The organism is Halapricum sp. CBA1109, assembly GCF_009741825.1.
GTDB lineage: Archaea > Halobacteriota > Halobacteria > Halobacteriales > Haloarculaceae > Halapricum.
Genome location: NZ_WPCA01000063.1, coordinates 1 through 15,432, shown reverse-complemented (window position 1 = coordinate 15,432; position 15,432 = coordinate 1). Strand labels below are relative to the sequence as shown.

The window sequence follows — 15,432 nt, the reverse complement described above, 5'->3', positions numbered from 1 at the left end:
AAAACACCTCGACCTCGCTATCGCTCGGTCGAGTAACTCGTGCTGGTGGCTCCGCGACCGCACCGCGACGGCAGGCCTGCCCTTCCACGGCGTCTCGCAGTTGCACCACGAGGCTCGGGAGACGAAGTCTCCCGGTGGCGCCACGGGCGGGCGCTCGCGGCCACCGCACCGCCGGCGGCTGCTGTGGAAGTGGTCTCGTCGAAACCCACAGGTGCCGATAAGATTCAGTAGTCGTGCTGCATACAGAGAGTCAGTTCAGTGTGAGCCCGAGGCCAACCGTCACGGCGTAGTGAACCCGGTTAACACGGGCGAGTAGAACACGTCGTCGGACGAGTTACTCGCCGCCACCTTCGCTGCCACCTCCTTCGGTCGTGTTAGTGGGAATCGTACTTTCAGGGTCAAAGATGCCTTTGAGTCCGGTGAGCAGGAGGAGAACGCCCACGAAGATCGAAATGGGGCCATCGGGTATGTTTCCCGTATACGGTATCAAGGTGATGTCTCCGATAAACACAGTCCAGAGAATAACACCACCCAACACTGCCAGACCGACCGAGATGATACGTTGGGTCCTTGTACTCCGATAGTTTTCCATAACAGAATATCATTCTAACTTTCATATATATTCTGGGGCGTGGTACTACTTGCTCCTCCGTTGTTCCGCCAGTCCCCGACTGCTGCATTCGTGCTCTGTATCTTGCACGCGAGTCTTACCAAGGCTTAGACAGAGGGTAGCGAATCGTTCTATGCCACGTTCCGGAGATACACAGTCTCCGTAGTCTGACAACGAAAGTGACCCACCTACAGCGGTGTCCCGCCGCGTTCGCCCTCGGCACCGCCGGACTGGGCGTTCGACAGGAGGTCCGCGGCGACGCCGGTGTACTCGTAGCCCGGGACGATGCCCTCGACGTAGGTCCCTTCGACGTACTCGACGAACGTCTTGGCGACGGCCGCGGCGGTGTCGGGCGACCCGAGCGTGAACACGTACTCGACGACGACGGTGTCAGCCACCTCGCGCACGTCGAGGCTGTCGAGGTCGACGCTGACCCGCGTCGCGCCCGGCGCGTCGGCCAGTCGGCGTTCCAGCGTGTCGCGCCACCCATCGAGGACGGCCGGGCCGACCGCCCCCTCGGTCACCGACTGCAGCGTCGGCACCTCGACGGTGACCGTGTACTGCAACGCCCACTCCGCGTCGGCCTCGGCGGCCTCGACCCACCCGTCGAAGGGCGTACTCGTCACTCGGTAGCGGTCCCCGGTCGCGTCGATGGCGTCGGCAGTTTCGAAAGCCTCCCTCGCCGCAGTCGGTGTCTGCTCGGTCATACCAACCGGTAGCGCCGTCAGCCCCATATGCACGTCGTCTCGGCCGGCCCGACACACCCGGACCGCCGTCCGTCAGTCGCCGACTGCTGTCGCGTCCTCAGTTGCGATTAGCAACTGCATCGCCTGTCTGACGTGGTAGTTCTTCTGTGCGCTGTCGTCGGTCTGGAGCGCAGACTCGAGGTGAACAGCGACTGGTTGATTCCCCTCTCGTACGTCCGTTTCCTGCTGCATATCTGGACCTCCACCCTCACGGATGACCGAATGCAAGTGTGTTTACAACACCCATACTCAAAGGTGTTTATATCGTGAACATTAATGAACAGTTTCACGACGGGTACGGGACGAACGAGTTACCTCGGGTGTTCGTCCGAGGTACCAGATGCGAGGGATGGGATTCGAACCCATGGACCCCTACGGGAGCGGGTCTTAAGCCCGCCGCCTTTGGCCAAGCTCAGCCACCCTCGCGCGTTCCGGGGTGAGAGTGCGTGCCGGATGGCCTTTTCGGTCCGCGTCAGAAGATGCTCGCCTGCTGGTAGACGTCGATGCCGTCGAGCGTTATCTCGTAGGGCTTGGTCTGACGGGAGTGGTTTGCGTTCCGTATCTTCTGTATCTCGACGGCGAGACGCGTCTCTTGGGTGTCGCCGCGGACGTACTGGAGGACGAACACCGCGTCGGTGAGGTACTCGATAATGCCGTGCCGGGAGGCGTAGGGGTTGTTCTCGGCGGCCTCGCTGGTCAGCATCGTCGTCACGCCGGCGGATTTCAGCGACCGCGTGAAGTCGAACACCTCGGTCCGGCGCTTGGACTGATCGTCGTACATCATCTCAAGCAGCGAGACGGAGTCGAGCACGAGGCGTTCGGCGTCGAACTCCCGGATGAGTTGTGGCATCTCCCCGCGGATGTTGTCGAGGCTGTTGGCCATCTCGACGGGGTCTAAGTCGACGATAGCGAGTTTGTCCTCTTCCTCGTAGCGGTCGAACTCCCACCCGCGCTCGTTGGCGGTGTCGAGGATGGCCTCGCGGCTCTGTTCGAGCGTGATGAACACGGCGTTCTGGTCCTGCTGGAGGCCGTGGTAGAGGAACTGCAACCCGAAGGTGGTCTTGCCGGTCCCGGGAGACCCGATGGAGACGATGAGATGCCGTTCCGGAATCCCGCCGTGGATCATCTGGTCCAGTCCGGCGATACCGAGGTCGATCCGCGGGATGTCCGAGTCCAGATTCTCGTCGTCGAAATCAGTCTCGCCGCCGCCGTCACCGCCGCCCGCGGAACTCATCGCACTGGAGAAGTCGTCGTCGAACAGCGACCCGCCCTCCTCGCCGTCGTCGAGGGCATCCTCGCCGTCGTCGAAGGGGCTCTCGCCGCCAGACCCATCGTCGTCGAAGGGGCTCTCGCCGCCAGACCCATCGTCGTCGAAGGGGCTCTCTCCCGCTGGTTCCCCGTCGAACGGGCTCTCGCTGCTGCTCGCGTCGTTCGAGAAGGGATCCCCGCCGCCCGTGTCGTCGGGAGCGTCCGCGTCGCTCTCGTCGGACGCGTCGTCGGCGCTCTCGTCGGGCGCGTTGTCCTCGTCCTCGAAGGCGCTCTCGAACCAGTCGTCACTATCGTCCTCGCTCATCGATGGCCTCCCTGGCCGGTCGGCCCAACCATAGCTACCCCTTATCGGCGAGTGGGATTAATGTTTGTCCGTCGCTCGGACGGACTCGGCCGGGTTTATTTACCCCGGTGGAGTAGCTGGGGGTATGTACGTCGGGATCGTCGCTCAGAAGGGGAATCCGCGCGCACGATCACTCGCGACCGCCATCGGTCGGAGTTTGCAGGAGGACGGCGTCGAGGTGGCCGTCGACACGGTCACCGCGGCGGCACTGTCCGACGAGGAACGCAGTTCCTACGGCGGGAAATCCCGTGATACGCCCGACTTCGAGCCGATCGACGTCGACGCCCTCGACCGGTGTGATCTGGTGGTCAGCATCGGCGGCGACGGCACGTTCCTGTTCGCCGCCCGGGGCGTCGGCGACACGCCGATCGTCGGGGTCAATCTCGGCGAAGTCGGCTTCCTCAACGCCGTCGCACCGGCGGACGCCGTCGACGTCGTCGAGTCCGTCGTCGCAGACCTCAGGGCCGACGGTGAGACGCGACCCGGACGATGCCGCGTGTGCAGGCCCGCGGCGAGGGGTGGACGCTCCCGCCGGCGCTCAACGAAGTCGTCGTTCAGGGGCCACAACGCGGCCACGGGAACGGACTGGGCGTCACCGTCCGCGTCGACGGCTCGCTGTACACGAGCGGGCAGGCCGACGGGGTCCTCGTGGCCACCCCGACCGGGTCGACGGCGTACAACCTCAGCGAGAGCGGCCCGCTTGTCCACCCGGACGTGCGGGCGATGGTCGTCACGGAGATGGCCGCCGAACGGGAGATGCCGCCGCTGGTCGTCGACGAGGACAGCGAGATAACGATCCGGGTCGAGAACGCCGAGACGGCGTCGGTCGTCAGCGACGGGCGGGTCACGGAGACGGTCGAACCGCCGGCGCAGTTCAGTGTGACGCTCGCGGCCGATCCGGTCCGCGTCGCAGGGCCGCCGCTGGACTTCTTTACCGCGCTCGAAAAGCTGTCCTGATCACCGGCGGGCGGTCGTATAGAGGATCGGCGAGGCGAGCACCAACACCAGTCCGAGGAACTTGTACGCCAACGGTTCGCTCAGCAGGCTTCCCTCGGCGATACCGAGCGATCCGACAGGCGTGAGGACGAACAGCAGTCCGAACACGCCGGCGTGGAGCGACAGGACCTTTCGGGACCGGAGCACCAGCACGCCGAGCAGTGTCAGGCCGAACAGAAGCAGGAACACGTCCCCGATGTTGTACTGCAGCAGGATGTTGTCCATCAGCTGCAGTGACACGTGCGAAACCATTCGTGTCCGACAATCGCCGGGTGGCAATCTTTAAACTTCCGTTACCGCCCGGGCCACGCCGTCAGAACGTTTTATGCCCGTGGCCCCCGAGTGGCGTACTATGGACTCTGACGCCTCCGTTCTCGTCGTCGACGACGAGAAGGAAGTCGCCGACGTCTACGCGCTTCGGTTGCGCGACCAGTACGATACCGATACGGCCTACGGCGGGGAGGCCGCACTGGAGGCCGTCGACGAGGACACCGACGTGATGCTGTTGGACCGCCGGATGCCCGACGTCTCCGGCGACGACGTGCTCGAACGGATCAGGGAGCGCGGCCTCGATTGCCGGGTCATTATGATCACCGCTGTCGACCCGGACTTCGAAATAATCGATATGCCGTTCGACGACTACCTCTGCAAGCCCGTCGAGAAGGCCGACCTCGAGTCCGCTATCGAACAGCAACTCGCCGCCAGCCGGTACGACGACCGGCTCTCGGAGTACATGAACGTCACCTCGAAACTCGCCCTGCTCGAGGAGGAGAAACCGCCGACGACGATGGAGGAAAACGAGGACGTCGAGCAGTTACGACAGCGTGCCGAACGGTTGCGGACAGAACTGGACGAGGCGCTCGAACAGTTCGACGACATCGACAGCGCCTTCCTCGAGATCGGTCGGACGCCCGGCTAGTTCGTCACCGACGCCGATTTGTCGGGTGCCGGGAGGAGATGCTCCTCGCCCCAGTCGCGCATCGACTCGATCACCGGTTCCAGCGCCTGACCCCGTTCGGTCAGGACGTACTCCACGCGAAACGGCTTCTCGCTGACGATGTTCCGGTCGACGAGACCACTCTCCTCGAGGTCGCTCAGGCTGTCCGAGAGGACCTTACTCGATATCCCGTCGACGTCCTCCTTCAGGGCGTTGAACCCCGACGGGCCGTGTTTGAGGAGGCGCGCGACGATGACCGGGTGCCACTTCCGACCGATCAGCGTGGCCGTCGCCGTCACCGGACACCACTCGTCGCCGGCACACCAGACTGCCACCTCCTCCGAGTCGTCCGTTGTCATATCTCACTGTACGGCCCAGTTGGTAATAACTGTTGGTAACTCAGAAGAGATGGGTAACCCGGACGCGACCCTCAGGCGACAGCGTCGGGCGAGACGGCGGCGTCCGACTGGAGCCACGCTGTCGGGCGCTCGGTGTCGTAGATAACGATACTTCCGTCGTCCAGTGTGAGTTCCGCGTACCGTTCGTCGCCGGTGTCGGGCTGTGTGGTTGGCATCGTGATCCGGGAGCGGTGTGGGTTACTCCCTGTTAGTATGTACCGTTCGATCATTGTTAAGAGTTGATTTACCACACGGTTACCGGTCGCCGAGGGCGGTGACGCCGAACGACAGCGTCCGGTCACCGTGGGCGACGGTCACCCGGTCCCGGATGGATCCGGCGGCCTCGGAACGCCACCGGTCGACAACCGCGCAGTGGTGGTCGTGGTGGCGGTCCGGGTCGGGGTCGCCGTCGGCCGCCACCTCGGCGGCCGTCTCGTGTGGCTCAGGATAGGACGGACAGTCCTCGGCGAGCAACGCCCCGGGAAGGACATAGACGGGTGTCGGCCCGTCGCCGCCGTCGCCCGCCCGTCGCTGGCGGATGTGGATCCGGGCACGCATCCGGGCGTGGAACGGCGGCGTCAACCGCAACACCGCGTCCTCGTCGCTACGCAGCCGTGCTTCGGCGGTCGTGACGACATCCTCGGCGTGGACGGCGACTGTCTCGACGACACCGGGGTCGTCGCTTCCCGGTCCTCGTTCCGACATACCTGTGGTTGGGGCCGGACGTACGAATACGTGCGGTCCGAAGAGTGCTGATACATCGACAGGTTTTTGCTGACTGACTGGTTAGTTCACTTCGCTGACGGACCTGTCAGTGCACGGTGACTGGGCAACTCAGAGGCACACCCCGGTACTCTCTTCGTTCACGACGATCGTTCATCCGCGATACACGCCGAGACCAACAGCCCTATTAGCGCGCCTTCCACAGACAAAGGTAGTTAGTATGGAAGTAACAACAAAGGCGGTGAGACGATGAGTATGGTCGACGATATCGTCGGCTTGGTGACGGGCCACACGAAGATAGCTATCGTCGTGATGGTGCTGTTGACGGCCGCAGTCGGGGCAGGGGCACCGATGGTCGAACAGGAGTCCTCGCTGGACCAGTTCCAGTCGGACACCGACGAGGCGGACGCGCAGGGGTACATCGACGCCAACTTCTCGACGGGACCGGAGAACACGACACGGGCGCAAGTGATCGTCCGCGCGAACGACGGCGGGAACGTCCTCTCACAGGACTCGCTGGTCGCGCAACTGACGTTCCAGCAACGGTTGCGGGACAACGAGACAGTAAACAGGACGCTCGCGTACAACAAGAGCGGTCCCACGACCATCGGCATCGCGAACTTGCTGGCCCAGACGTCGATAAGCCAGCAGACCCTCCGCGAGGGGACACAGCGACTGAACCGGTACGATTTCCTCGACACGACGGGCACGTCCGGGCGGGAAGCGCTCGAGACGGCCGGCCGACAGGTCGAGACACAAGGCCGGATTCTGGAGAACAACACCACCCGTCGGGCGACCCAGCAGGCGCTCCGCGGGGCGATTAGTACGCTGCTGGAAGACCCCAACGCGACCGTCGACGCGGTGTTCGCCGAGACGAACGCGAACACCGACCTCGTCCTGAACGAGACGGACAAGCGAGTCATCAACGAGACGGCTACGCAGGCGGGGACGATCCGGAACGAAACCGAGCGACGGGCGGTCATCGGGCAGGGAATCCGTTCGATCCTCGAGTCGAAAGGCGAGTACATCGCGGCGGCCGGCGCGGAGTTGGAGCAGTTACAGACCGACCTCCAGTCACAGCCGTCGCTGTCGGCCCAGATCGAACACCTCGACTCGCTCGAAGAGAGCGAACTCGAATCGCTGATCGAGTCGACGATCGGCGGCGACGGCGGCGTGTCCTCGCAGGCGGTCCGGTTCATGCCGGTCGAAGGCTACGATCCGGGCTCGACGAGCGCGAACGCGACGACGATGCTGGTCACCCAGCAGACCGACTCGCCGCCGGGCGGGACGGGCGTCGCGACCGACCGTATCGTCGACTCGCAACTGGCGATGCAGGACCTCGCGAGTCAGGAGACCAACGGACAGGAGTTTCTGCTGTTCGGCGTCGGGATCATCACCGACGAGACCAACCGCTCGATGAGCGACAGTCTGGCTATCGTCGGCCCGCTCGCGCTGCTGTTCGTCCTCATCGCGCTGGCGCTTGGCTACCGTGACGTGCTGGACATCGTCCTCGGGTTAGCCGGCATCGTCACCGTCCTGATCTGGACGTTCGGCTTCATGGGCTGGCTCGGCATCGACTTCAACCAGATATTCATCTCGGTTCCGGTGTTGCTGATCGGGTTGAGTATCGACTATGCCATCCACATCTTTATGCGCCACCGCGAGGAGCGACTCACTCTCGGTGAAGGCGACGACGCGCTGGCCCCGTCGATGCGGGTCGCGCTCGGCGGCGTCGGCGTCGCGCTGGCGCTGGTGACCGCGACGACGGTCATCGGCTTTATGTCGAACCTCGTCAGCCCGGTCCCGCCGATTCAGGACTTCGGTATCGTGAGTTCGTTCGGCATCACGGCCGCGTTCTTGGTGTTCGGCGTGCTAGTGCCGGCGCTGAAAATAGAGATCGACCAGTTCCTCGAAAACCGTGGGATCGACCGCAAGAAACGGGCCATCGGGACCGGAGGCGGTCGGTTCGGCGAGATCCTCAAGATCGGATCGACGGGCGCGAAGAAAGCGCCGTACGTGGTCTTGGTCATCGCGTTGCTGGTCAGCGCCGGCGGCGCGTACGGAGCCTCGCAGGTCGATACCTCCTTCGAACAGTCGGACTTCCTCTCTGACGACCCGCCGGACTGGATGAAAGACCTGCCCGAACCGTTCGCGCCCGGCGACTACTCCGCGAAGGAGAACTTAGAGTACGTCAACGAGCGCTTCCAGCGGGAGGACTCCTCGGCGGACCTGCTGTACCGCGGCGGCGTGGCGAGTCCCGACGGATTAGAGCGGATCAAGACCGGACAGGCCGCCGCCGCGGACAAGGAGGTGACGCTCGTCCGCTCGGACGACGAAGCGGCCGTCCAGAGTCCGCTGACAGTGATCAACATCACGCGCGAGCAGAATCCCGACGGGGTACTGAACCGGACCGTCACCGAACACGACACCGACGGCGACGGCATCCCCGAGGAGAACGTCACCGGCGTCTACGACGCGCTGTTCGCGCAAGCACCCGAGCAGGCCAATCAGGTGCTCCACCGCGTCGAGGACGGACAGGGTGGCTACGACTATCAGGCCGCGCGCATCACGGTGACCATCAAGGGGACCGCGAGCAGCGCCGACACGACCGACCAGATGCGTAGCGTCGCCTCGACCGCGTCGGGCGGCGAGGTCAGCGTCGTCGCCACCGGACAGACGATCATCTTCGAGATCATCCAACAGCAGTTGCTGGACACCGTCTTCGAGAGCCTGCTCATCACGCTCGTCTCGGTGTTCGCGTTCCTGATGATCGTCTACCGGATCACCGACGGCAGCGCGACGTTGGGGGCCGTGACGCTGCTCCCGGTGCTGTTGAGCGTCTCGTGGATCCTCGGGACGATGTACCTGCTCGGCATCCCGTTCAACATCCTGACGGGGCTGATCACCAGCCTCACAATCGGGCTCGGGGTGGCCTACAGCATCCACCTCTCCGAACGGTACAATCAGGAACTGGAGCGGACCGACTCCGCGTGGGAAGCGATGGACCGGTCGGTCACCGGGACCGGCGGGGCGCTGCTGGGTAGCGCCGCGACGACGGTCGGTGGCTTCGGGACCCTCGCGGTCGCGCTGTTGCCGCCGCTCCAGCAGTTCGGCGTCATCACTGGGCTGACCATCATCTACGCCTTCCTGGCGAGCGTGCTCGTCCTCCCGAGCCTGCTCGTCGTCTGGACGCGCTACGTCGGCCCGGCGGAGAAACTCACCGACAACACTGCCCCCGACGGGGCCGCCGACAGCACGCCGACCGACGACTGACCGCACGCGCCGTTTTTCGCTTACCTGTTAGGTGGTGTCGCTATACCCCGAGCGCCGAAGGATATCGTATGGCAATCGACGATACCACCTTCGGTGACGACGGGTCCTACGAGATCAGAGCGGACGAGGCGACGAACACCCTGTACCTGACGCTGAACGGGGCCATCGACGAACAGCGGATGCAGCGCGCGGCCGACGAGACGGTCGCGGCGGCTCAGTCCTTGGACGACGGGTTCGCCATCATCAACGACGTATCGACGTTCAGTCCGCCGTCGCCGGAGGCGGCGAAACCCATCGCGGCCGCCCAGCAGGAGTTGGCGGCGATGGGTGTCGGGGACGTGGTCCGCGTAATCGGCGACGACGCGAGCGCAGTCGTGACCAACGCCTTCGGTCGGCGCTCCCGGAAGGCCGGTTACGAGGGGCAGACGGCCGCGACGGTACAGGCTGCCGAGCGCGCGCTCGGCCTGTGAAGCTCGTTCCAAACCGTTTATACTGGCACACGGACAACGAGGCGGTATGGCGAAACAGCAGACCGAGGTCCGCGAACTGGACGAAGGCAGCTACGTGATGATGGACGAGACACCCAGCAAGATTACCTCCTACTCCACGGCCAAGCCCGGTAAACACGGCAGCGCGAAGGCCCGAATCGACGGTAAGGGCGTCTTCGACGGCAAGAAGCGCTCGCTCTCCCAGCCGGTCGACGCCAAGGTCTGGGTCCCGATCATCAACCGGAAGCAGGGACAGGTCGTCAACGTCGACGACGACGAACTGCAGGTTATGGACCTCGAGAGCTACGACACCTTCGTGATGGTCAACCCGGGCGACGAGGACCTCGAACCCGACGACCAGATCGAGTTCCTCGAGTACGAGGGCCAGCGAAAGATCGTCTGATCGACCGTGCGTTCGTTTCCGGGCGCCGTCGCCGACACCGATGACGCCGACTACGTCGTCGTCGGCGCACCGCTCGACATCTCGACGACCTACCAGCCGGGGACCCGTTTCGGTCCCGACCGGATGCGGCAACTCGCCCGGTCGTTCGAGGATTACGACCACCACACCGGCGCGCAGTTCACCGACCTCGGTGTGGCCGACGCCGGCGACGTCCGGCCCGGCGACGACGCCGCGGAGTATCTCACCTTCCTGACCGGCGACATCCGGGACCGAGCCCCGGCGGTCCCGTTGCTCCTCGGCGGTGAACACACCGTCTCAATCGCCGGCATCCGCGCGACCGACCCCGACGTAGTCGTCTCGCTGGACGCCCACCTCGACCTGCGGGACTCGTTCGCCGGCAACCCCTACAGCCACGCGACGGTGATGCACCACGCCCTCGACGTGGCCGAGGAAGTCGTCGTCCTCGGGGCGCGGGCGGGCAGCGAGAGCGAGTGGGACCGTGCGACAGACCCAGAGGTGACCGTCGTCGAACCGTCGGCCGTCGCCGACTGGGAGCCGGACTTCGAGGACCAGGACGTGTACTTGACCGTCGACATCGACGCCGCCGACCCGAGTGTCGCGCCGGGGACCGGGACGCTGGAACCGTTCGGCCTCGACGCGGCGACGATGCGGTCGGTCGTCCGGTCGGTCGCCCCCGGAGCCGTCGGGTTCGACGTGGTCGAGGTCAACGACCGCGACGACGGGCAGGCGGCCGTCCTCGGGGCGAAGCTCCTCCGCTCGTTCGTCTTCGCCCACGCCGAGGGGTGACGGCCGAGTGAACTATTAGCCCCGAGGTGCATCACCGGGGTATGGAACGGCTCTCGTCGTGTTACTTCTGTGGGGACGCCGTCGACGCGTCGGTCGCGGAGTACTCGCTGGTCGAGTCCGAACGCTACGACATCGACACCGACCACCGAATCGTCCTGTGTCCGACCTGCCGGCGGAAGCTCACCGACGTTATCGAACGCGTCGTCTCGGCGGTGTTCGACGACGACCGCGACCCCGAGGCGGTGGCGGCCGGTCCCGAGGACGACCCGATGACTGCGACCGACGTCCAAGCGGTCGAGGGCGACAGCCTCGAAGTGACGGACGACCCGCTCGTCGACGTCGACGGGACCGAGAACGGTGCCACGGAGGCCGAGGACGACGGCGAGAACGAGGACGCGGTCGCCGAGGGCGGTGCCGAGGCCGCGACGGTCGGGAGCGAGGGAGGCGACGAGAGCGACAGCGAGATGGGCGACAACGAGACGAGCGACGGCGATGGTTGGGCGGGGGAAGCCGACGAAGACGACGGGACGGTCGAGGCGAACGACAGCGAGGGGGAGACGGTGGTCGCGCGGCCGAGGAGGAAGGAGTCGAAACGGTCGAAGACGACGAGGCGGAGACAGAGGACGAGACGGCGACCGACACGGCCGAGGACGACGAGGCGGAGACGACCGACTACGAAAAGGCCGAGTTCAACAAGATAGTCAGGTTGCTCCAGAACCGCGAGTTCCCCGTCGAGATAGACGAACTCGTCGTCGTCGCGTCGAGCGCCTACGGCATCGACGAACCGACCTGTCACGCCGTGATCCGGGCGCTGGTCGACCGCGGCGTGGTCGAAGACCGCGGCGACGAACTGGTCCGGAACTGACACCGCAATAGCTACCCCGCTGCCGACACAACCGGGGGCTATGGACTGTGGTGCGCTCTGTTCCCGTCTCGACGAACGCCTCCGGACGACCGAGTACGCCGACGTCGACGCCAGCGAGAACGGCCTGCAGGTCGGTCCGGAAGACCACTCGGTCACACGGGTCGCGTTCGCCGTCGACGCGGCCGAGAAGACGATAGACGAGGCCGTCGCCGCACAGGCCGACCTGCTGGTCACCCACCACGGCATCTCGTGGGGCGGCATCGACCGGGTGACGGGCACCCACTACCGCCGACTGAAACCGCTCGTCGAGGCCGGCACCGCGCTGTACGTCTCCCACCTCCCGCTGGACGGCCACCAGACGCTGGGTAACGCGGCCGGACTGGCGCGCCTACTGGAACTCGACCGGACCGAACCGTTCGGCGAACTCGGCCCCGTCCACATCGGCCAACGGGGCGTCGCCCCCGACGCCTACAGCGTCGACGCCCTGCGGAACCTGCTCGAGGGCGAACTCGCCCACGGCGGCGAGGGCGTCCAGGTGCTGGATTTCGGCCCCGAGGAGATAGCGGACGTCGCCATCGTCACCGGCAGCGGCGTCGACTGGCTAGAGGACGCCGCCGAGGCCGGCGTCGACGCCTTCGTCACCGGCGAGGGCAAGCAGAAGGCCTACCACCTCGCTCGGGAGTACGGCGTCAACGTCTTTCTCGCCGGCCACTACGCGACCGAGACGTTCGGCGTGAAAGCTCTCCAGGAACGGGTCGAGGAGTGGGGGCCGAACACGACGTTCATCCACGAACCGACCGGCCTGTGAGACAGCGGTCCAGCGCGTCCGTGACGGCGTCGATATCCTCGATGTCCGAGGGGTCGTACGTCCGGTCGCCGTGGTACCACTTCGTCCGTTCGACGACGAGTTGCTCGTCGGTCAGTTCGTAGCCGGCGACGGTCTCCCAGCGCTGTAACGAGCCCTGCACCAGTAGCCCCTCGTCGGTGACGGCGACCGCCTGTTCGTTCTCGGAGAACAGTGCGACGATCCAGACGGGGGTGAGCGTCAGCCACGTCGTCGGCTCGATATCGCCACCGAGATAGAGCATCACGGCGATGCCAGCGACGGCCAGTGCGGCGAACACCCCGACTGCGATCTGTGTCTGCCGACGGGTTTTCGCCGGCGGTCGGGCCGCAAAGGAGACGATAGTCGTGACTCGCTCGCGGACTTCCTGTTGGCGGACGGCGATGGCGGCCACGGCCGCGCCGACCCACGCGAGCGCGGCGAGCAGTCCGAGTATCCAGAACAGTTCGCTGCCCGAGTCTACGCCGACCGGAACCCACGCGAACGGGACGACGAAGCCGACGACCGCTCGCGGGAGCGACTCGAAGTAGTCGTAGGGGTCGTAGCGGTCGGTCACCGCGCCGCCGAGGACGACGCCGATAACGCCACCGGCGGCGAACGTGGGCAGCGTCGGGTCGGACACTGTCGCCGGGAGGGGCGCGACCAACAACGCGACGTAAGCGACCGCGAGCGCACGGAGGGCGGTGCGTCTCATATCCCGACCATCGCGTGCCACCACTAAAGGCCGTGAGGCAGAGTTTCCCGTCGTGAAACCGTGGGCGGACACAGCCTTATTGTGGCCGCCGCCGAGGGTGCCGGTATGGATCATCTCGTCGAGAAGGCCCGCGAGGCCGCCGAGGGCGGCTACGCCCCCTACTCGGAGTACAACGTCGGCGCGGCCATCGAGACGGCCGACGGCACCGTCTACACCGGCTGTAACGTCGAGAACGCCAACTACTCCAACAGCGTCCACGCCGAGGAACTGGCCATCAGCGCGGCCGTCCGCGACGGCCACCGCGAGTTCGCCGCCATCGCCGTCTCCTCGGGCGAACGCGACGGCGTCACGCCCTGCGGGATGTGCCGCCAGACGCTGGCGGAGTTCTGTGGCGAGGAGTTCCCCATCTACTGCGACGAAGGCGAGACGACGACGGAGTATCGGCTCGGCGAACTGCTGCCGAACACCATCACGAAGGCCCATCTCGACCGATGACAGGCGACGCCGAGGACCCGAACGACGACGAGCAGTACCACCTCGGGGTCGGGTCCGGAGACGTGGCCGACAGCGTCCTCCTCCCCGGCGACCCCGAGCGCATCGAGAAGATAACCGACGGGTGGGACGGCCACGACGTGGTGGGCGACCACCGGGAGTACCGGACGGCGACGGGGGAGTACGAGGGGACGCCCATCTCGGTCACGTCGACGGGTATCGGCAGTCCGTCGGCCGCCATCGCCGTCGAAGAACTCGCCCGCGTCGGCGCGGACACGCTGATCCGGGTCGGCTCCTGCGGCGCCATCCAACCGGAGGCCGAGGTGGGCGACCTGATCATCACGACCGGGGCGGTCCGACAGGAGGGGACCAGCGCCGAGTACGTCCGGGAGGGGTACCCGGCCGTCGCCGACCACGCCGTCGTGACGGCGCTGATCACCGCCGCCGAGCGGCTCGGCCACGACTACCACGTCGGTCTGACCTGTTCGACGGACTCGTTCTACGCGGGCCAGAGCGACCCGGGTTCGAGGGGTTCGAGGCCAGCGGGAGCGAGGAACGGATCGCGGAACTCCGGCGGGCAAACGTCCTGAACTTCGAGATGGAGGCCAGCGCGATACTGACGCTGGCCAACGTCTACGGGCTACGGGCGGGAGCAGTGTGTACCGTCTACGCCAACCGCGAGACGGGCGAGTTCCGGACGGTGGGCGAGCGACGGGCGGCGGCGACGGCCTCCGAGGCCGTCTCGATACTGGCGTCGATGGACGCGGCGGCCGACGAGGGCGGTCGCTGGCACGCCGATTCGGGGCTGTGAGGAGGAGCGTCCGGAGCGAGTCGGAGACGAATACCTCAGCTTATGTGGGCGGCGATGTCGGCGTCGGTGATGATGCCGATTGTTCGACCGCCTTCGACGACCAGCACGGCGGCCTTGTGGTCGAGAGCGCTGTCGACTTCGTCGAAGGTGGCGGTCGGTTCGACCGTCGTGATGGACTCGTGCATCACCTCGGCGACGGGCAACTCGCCCACGTCGTCCTCGGGTCGCTGACGGATGTCGCGGTTGCCGATCAGCCCTTGGGGGATGCCGTCGCGAACGACGGGGACCTGCGAGTACCCGCGTTCGTCCATCAGCGCTTTGGCGCTGTGGACGGAGTCGTCCGGCGCGACGGCTGCCACGTCCTCGTGCATCAGGTCACGGGCCCGCAGGATGCCCCCCTCCGCCTCGTCTAAGGCCTCGACGATGCGCCGGAGGGTCGACAGCCGCGGGTCCACGTCCCCGCCCTCGATACGGGCGATCAACGGCTGGGACACGTCGGCGCGGTCGGCGAGTTCGCTCTGGGTGAGTCCGAGTTCCGTCCGCCGTTCGCGTAGGTCCTCGGAAGTCGGGAGTTCCATACGCTCCGATTACCAGAGGTAATACAAAAATCCACCGGCCGTCGCTCATAGTGTTTATTGTAGCTGTTTACCGGTGCGACCGCCCGATGTCGGGCGGTCGATACCGAAATGACCCTAACAATAAACACTATCAGTTGTCGCCCCCGGCCGTCGGT

19 protein-coding genes, 1 tRNA gene and 2 pseudogenes are annotated in these 15,432 nt (G+C 65.7%); 11 read left to right on the top strand and 11 right to left on the bottom strand.

Annotated elements, in window-relative coordinates; all coding sequences use genetic code 11:
* Nucleotides 1–334: 334 nt before the first annotated feature.
* The 5 genes from GJ629_RS17025 to GJ629_RS08590 form a co-directional block, all read right to left on the bottom strand.
* Nucleotides 335–592, bottom strand: a complete 258-nt coding sequence (locus tag GJ629_RS17025; protein ID WP_157512615.1) for a hypothetical protein — start codon at nucleotides 590–592, stop codon at nucleotides 335–337.
* Nucleotides 593–798: 206 nt separating this feature from the next.
* Nucleotides 799–1,317, bottom strand: coding sequence for a DUF5813 family protein (locus GJ629_RS08600; protein WP_157512614.1), 519 nt, complete (start codon nucleotides 1,315–1,317; stop codon nucleotides 799–801).
* Nucleotides 1,318–1,389: 72 nt separating this feature from the next.
* A complete protein-coding gene (locus GJ629_RS16160; protein ID WP_197428512.1) occupies nucleotides 1,390–1,548 on the bottom strand; it encodes a hypothetical protein in 159 nt (52 codons plus the stop codon).
* A 149-nt stretch (nucleotides 1,549–1,697) separates the two neighbouring features.
* A tRNA-Leu gene (locus tag GJ629_RS08595) sits at nucleotides 1,698–1,782 on the bottom strand.
* Between the two features lie 46 nt (nucleotides 1,783–1,828).
* Entirely contained in the window at nucleotides 1,829–2,929 is a 1,101-nt protein-coding gene (locus GJ629_RS08590; RefSeq protein ID WP_157512613.1) for a KaiC domain-containing protein, read from the bottom strand.
* A gap of 124 nt (nucleotides 2,930–3,053) precedes the next feature.
* Here GJ629_RS08590 and GJ629_RS08585 point away from each other — a divergent pair.
* Nucleotides 3,054–3,925 (top strand): annotated as a pseudogene (locus GJ629_RS08585) (NAD(+)/NADH kinase).
* Here the strand turns inward: GJ629_RS08585 and GJ629_RS08580 are convergent.
* Nucleotides 3,926–4,189: a hypothetical protein gene (locus GJ629_RS08580; RefSeq protein ID WP_231754560.1), complete on the bottom strand. Its 264-nt coding sequence runs from the start codon at nucleotides 4,187–4,189 to the stop codon at nucleotides 3,926–3,928.
* A gap of 127 nt (nucleotides 4,190–4,316) precedes the next feature.
* Here GJ629_RS08580 and GJ629_RS08575 point away from each other — a divergent pair, with 127 nt between their 5' ends.
* Nucleotides 4,317–4,883, top strand: coding sequence for a response regulator transcription factor (locus GJ629_RS08575; RefSeq protein WP_157512611.1), 567 nt, complete (start codon nucleotides 4,317–4,319; stop codon nucleotides 4,881–4,883).
* On the opposite strand, the gene GJ629_RS08570 is transcribed toward GJ629_RS08575, so the two are convergent.
* The 3 genes from GJ629_RS08570 to GJ629_RS08565 all read right to left on the bottom strand — a co-directional run bounded on the left by GJ629_RS08570 (nucleotide 4,880) and on the right by GJ629_RS08565 (nucleotide 6,004).
* Nucleotides 4,880–5,260, bottom strand: a complete 381-nt coding sequence (locus GJ629_RS08570; protein WP_157512610.1) for a helix-turn-helix domain-containing protein — start codon at nucleotides 5,258–5,260, stop codon at nucleotides 4,880–4,882. The two genes, GJ629_RS08575 and GJ629_RS08570, sit on opposite strands and share 4 nt — an antisense overlap.
* A gap of 71 nt (nucleotides 5,261–5,331) precedes the next feature.
* Nucleotides 5,332–5,475 carry a hypothetical protein gene (locus GJ629_RS16155; protein ID WP_197428511.1) on the bottom strand — a complete coding sequence of 48 codons (144 nt, stop codon included), beginning with the start codon at nucleotides 5,473–5,475 and terminating at the stop codon, nucleotides 5,332–5,334.
* A gap of 79 nt (nucleotides 5,476–5,554) precedes the next feature.
* Entirely contained in the window at nucleotides 5,555–6,004 is a 450-nt protein-coding gene (locus tag GJ629_RS08565) for a hypothetical protein (RefSeq protein WP_157512609.1), read from the bottom strand.
* Between the two features lie 267 nt (nucleotides 6,005–6,271).
* On the opposite strand from GJ629_RS08565, the gene GJ629_RS08560 reads away from it, so the two are divergent.
* The 7 genes from GJ629_RS08560 to GJ629_RS08530 all read left to right on the top strand — a co-directional run bounded on the left by GJ629_RS08560 (nucleotide 6,272) and on the right by GJ629_RS08530 (nucleotide 12,666).
* Entirely contained in the window at nucleotides 6,272–9,295 is a 3,024-nt protein-coding gene (locus GJ629_RS08560) for an MMPL family transporter (RefSeq protein WP_157512608.1), read from the top strand.
* A gap of 68 nt (nucleotides 9,296–9,363) precedes the next feature.
* Entirely contained in the window at nucleotides 9,364–9,765 is a 402-nt protein-coding gene (locus GJ629_RS08555; protein WP_157512607.1) for a hypothetical protein, read from the top strand.
* 46 nt (nucleotides 9,766–9,811) lie between these two features.
* The gene (locus tag GJ629_RS08550; RefSeq protein ID WP_157512606.1) at nucleotides 9,812–10,186 is read left to right on the top strand and encodes a translation initiation factor IF-5A; all 375 of its coding nucleotides are present in this window, start codon (nucleotides 9,812–9,814) and stop codon (nucleotides 10,184–10,186) included.
* A gap of 6 nt (nucleotides 10,187–10,192) precedes the next feature.
* The gene (locus GJ629_RS08545) at nucleotides 10,193–10,993 is read left to right on the top strand and encodes an arginase family protein (protein ID WP_370515836.1); all 801 of its coding nucleotides are present in this window, start codon (nucleotides 10,193–10,195) and stop codon (nucleotides 10,991–10,993) included.
* A gap of 41 nt (nucleotides 10,994–11,034) precedes the next feature.
* Complete coding sequence (locus GJ629_RS08540) at nucleotides 11,035–11,694, top strand: hypothetical protein (protein ID WP_157512605.1); 660 nt, start codon at nucleotides 11,035–11,037, stop codon at nucleotides 11,692–11,694.
* Between the two features lie 5 nt (nucleotides 11,695–11,699).
* Nucleotides 11,700–11,858, top strand: a complete 159-nt coding sequence (locus GJ629_RS08535; protein ID WP_157512604.1) for a hypothetical protein — start codon at nucleotides 11,700–11,702, stop codon at nucleotides 11,856–11,858.
* A 40-nt stretch (nucleotides 11,859–11,898) separates the two neighbouring features.
* On the top strand, nucleotides 11,899–12,666 hold the full coding sequence (locus tag GJ629_RS08530; RefSeq protein WP_157512603.1) for a Nif3-like dinuclear metal center hexameric protein: 768 nt from the start codon (nucleotides 11,899–11,901) through the stop codon (nucleotides 12,664–12,666).
* Here GJ629_RS08530 and GJ629_RS08525 read toward each other — a convergent pair.
* Nucleotides 12,641–13,396, bottom strand: coding sequence for a DUF5673 domain-containing protein (locus GJ629_RS08525; protein WP_157512602.1), 756 nt, complete (start codon nucleotides 13,394–13,396; stop codon nucleotides 12,641–12,643). The two genes, GJ629_RS08530 and GJ629_RS08525, sit on opposite strands and share 26 nt — an antisense overlap.
* 105 nt (nucleotides 13,397–13,501) lie before the next feature.
* Here GJ629_RS08525 and cdd point away from each other — a divergent pair, with 105 nt between their 5' ends.
* Nucleotides 13,502–13,891: a cytidine deaminase gene (cdd, locus tag GJ629_RS08520; RefSeq protein WP_157512601.1), complete on the top strand. Its 390-nt coding sequence runs from the start codon at nucleotides 13,502–13,504 to the stop codon at nucleotides 13,889–13,891.
* Nucleotides 13,888–14,699, top strand: a pseudogene (locus GJ629_RS08515) (nucleoside phosphorylase). The gene cdd and the pseudogene GJ629_RS08515 overlap by 4 nt, the downstream one beginning before the upstream one ends.
* 35 nt (nucleotides 14,700–14,734) lie before the next feature.
* Here GJ629_RS08515 and GJ629_RS08510 read toward each other — a convergent pair.
* On the bottom strand, nucleotides 14,735–15,277 hold the full coding sequence (locus GJ629_RS08510; RefSeq protein ID WP_157512600.1) for a CBS domain-containing protein: 543 nt from the start codon (nucleotides 15,275–15,277) through the stop codon (nucleotides 14,735–14,737).
* Between the last annotated feature and the right edge of the window lie 155 nt (nucleotides 15,278–15,432).

What these genes read in the sequence shown, in the direction of transcription:
- GJ629_RS17025 (WP_157512615.1), bottom strand. Translation starts at nt 592, where the DNA reads ATGGAAAACTATCGGAGTACAAGGACCCAACGTATCATCTCGGTCGGT.
- GJ629_RS08510 (WP_157512600.1), bottom strand. Translation starts at nt 15,277, where the DNA reads ATGGAACTCCCGACTTCCGAGGACCTACGCGAACGGCGGACGGAACTC.
- cdd (WP_157512601.1), top strand. Translation starts at nt 13,502, where the DNA reads ATGGATCATCTCGTCGAGAAGGCCCGCGAGGCCGCCGAGGGCGGCTAC.
- GJ629_RS08530 (WP_157512603.1), top strand. Translation starts at nt 11,899, where the DNA reads ATGGACTGTGGTGCGCTCTGTTCCCGTCTCGACGAACGCCTCCGGACG.
- GJ629_RS08570 (WP_157512610.1), bottom strand. Translation starts at nt 5,260, where the DNA reads ATGACAACGGACGACTCGGAGGAGGTGGCAGTCTGGTGTGCCGGCGAC.
- GJ629_RS08550 (WP_157512606.1), top strand. Translation starts at nt 9,812, where the DNA reads ATGGCGAAACAGCAGACCGAGGTCCGCGAACTGGACGAAGGCAGCTAC.
- GJ629_RS16160 (WP_197428512.1), bottom strand. Translation starts at nt 1,548, where the DNA reads ATGCAGCAGGAAACGGACGTACGAGAGGGGAATCAACCAGTCGCTGTT.
- GJ629_RS08555 (WP_157512607.1), top strand. Translation starts at nt 9,364, where the DNA reads ATGGCAATCGACGATACCACCTTCGGTGACGACGGGTCCTACGAGATC.
- GJ629_RS08560 (WP_157512608.1), top strand. Translation starts at nt 6,272, where the DNA reads ATGAGTATGGTCGACGATATCGTCGGCTTGGTGACGGGCCACACGAAG.
- GJ629_RS08525 (WP_157512602.1), bottom strand. Translation starts at nt 13,396, where the DNA reads ATGAGACGCACCGCCCTCCGTGCGCTCGCGGTCGCTTACGTCGCGTTG.
- GJ629_RS08600 (WP_157512614.1), bottom strand. Translation starts at nt 1,317, where the DNA reads ATGACCGAGCAGACACCGACTGCGGCGAGGGAGGCTTTCGAAACTGCC.
- GJ629_RS08565 (WP_157512609.1), bottom strand. Translation starts at nt 6,004, where the DNA reads ATGTCGGAACGAGGACCGGGAAGCGACGACCCCGGTGTCGTCGAGACA.
- GJ629_RS16155 (WP_197428511.1), bottom strand. Translation starts at nt 5,475, where the DNA reads ATGCCAACCACACAGCCCGACACCGGCGACGAACGGTACGCGGAACTC.
- GJ629_RS08580 (WP_231754560.1), bottom strand. Translation starts at nt 4,189, where the DNA reads ATGGACAACATCCTGCTGCAGTACAACATCGGGGACGTGTTCCTGCTT.
- GJ629_RS08540 (WP_157512605.1), top strand. Translation starts at nt 11,035, where the DNA reads ATGGAACGGCTCTCGTCGTGTTACTTCTGTGGGGACGCCGTCGACGCG.
- GJ629_RS08590 (WP_157512613.1), bottom strand. Translation starts at nt 2,929, where the DNA reads ATGAGCGAGGACGATAGTGACGACTGGTTCGAGAGCGCCTTCGAGGAC.
- GJ629_RS08575 (WP_157512611.1), top strand. Translation starts at nt 4,317, where the DNA reads ATGGACTCTGACGCCTCCGTTCTCGTCGTCGACGACGAGAAGGAAGTC.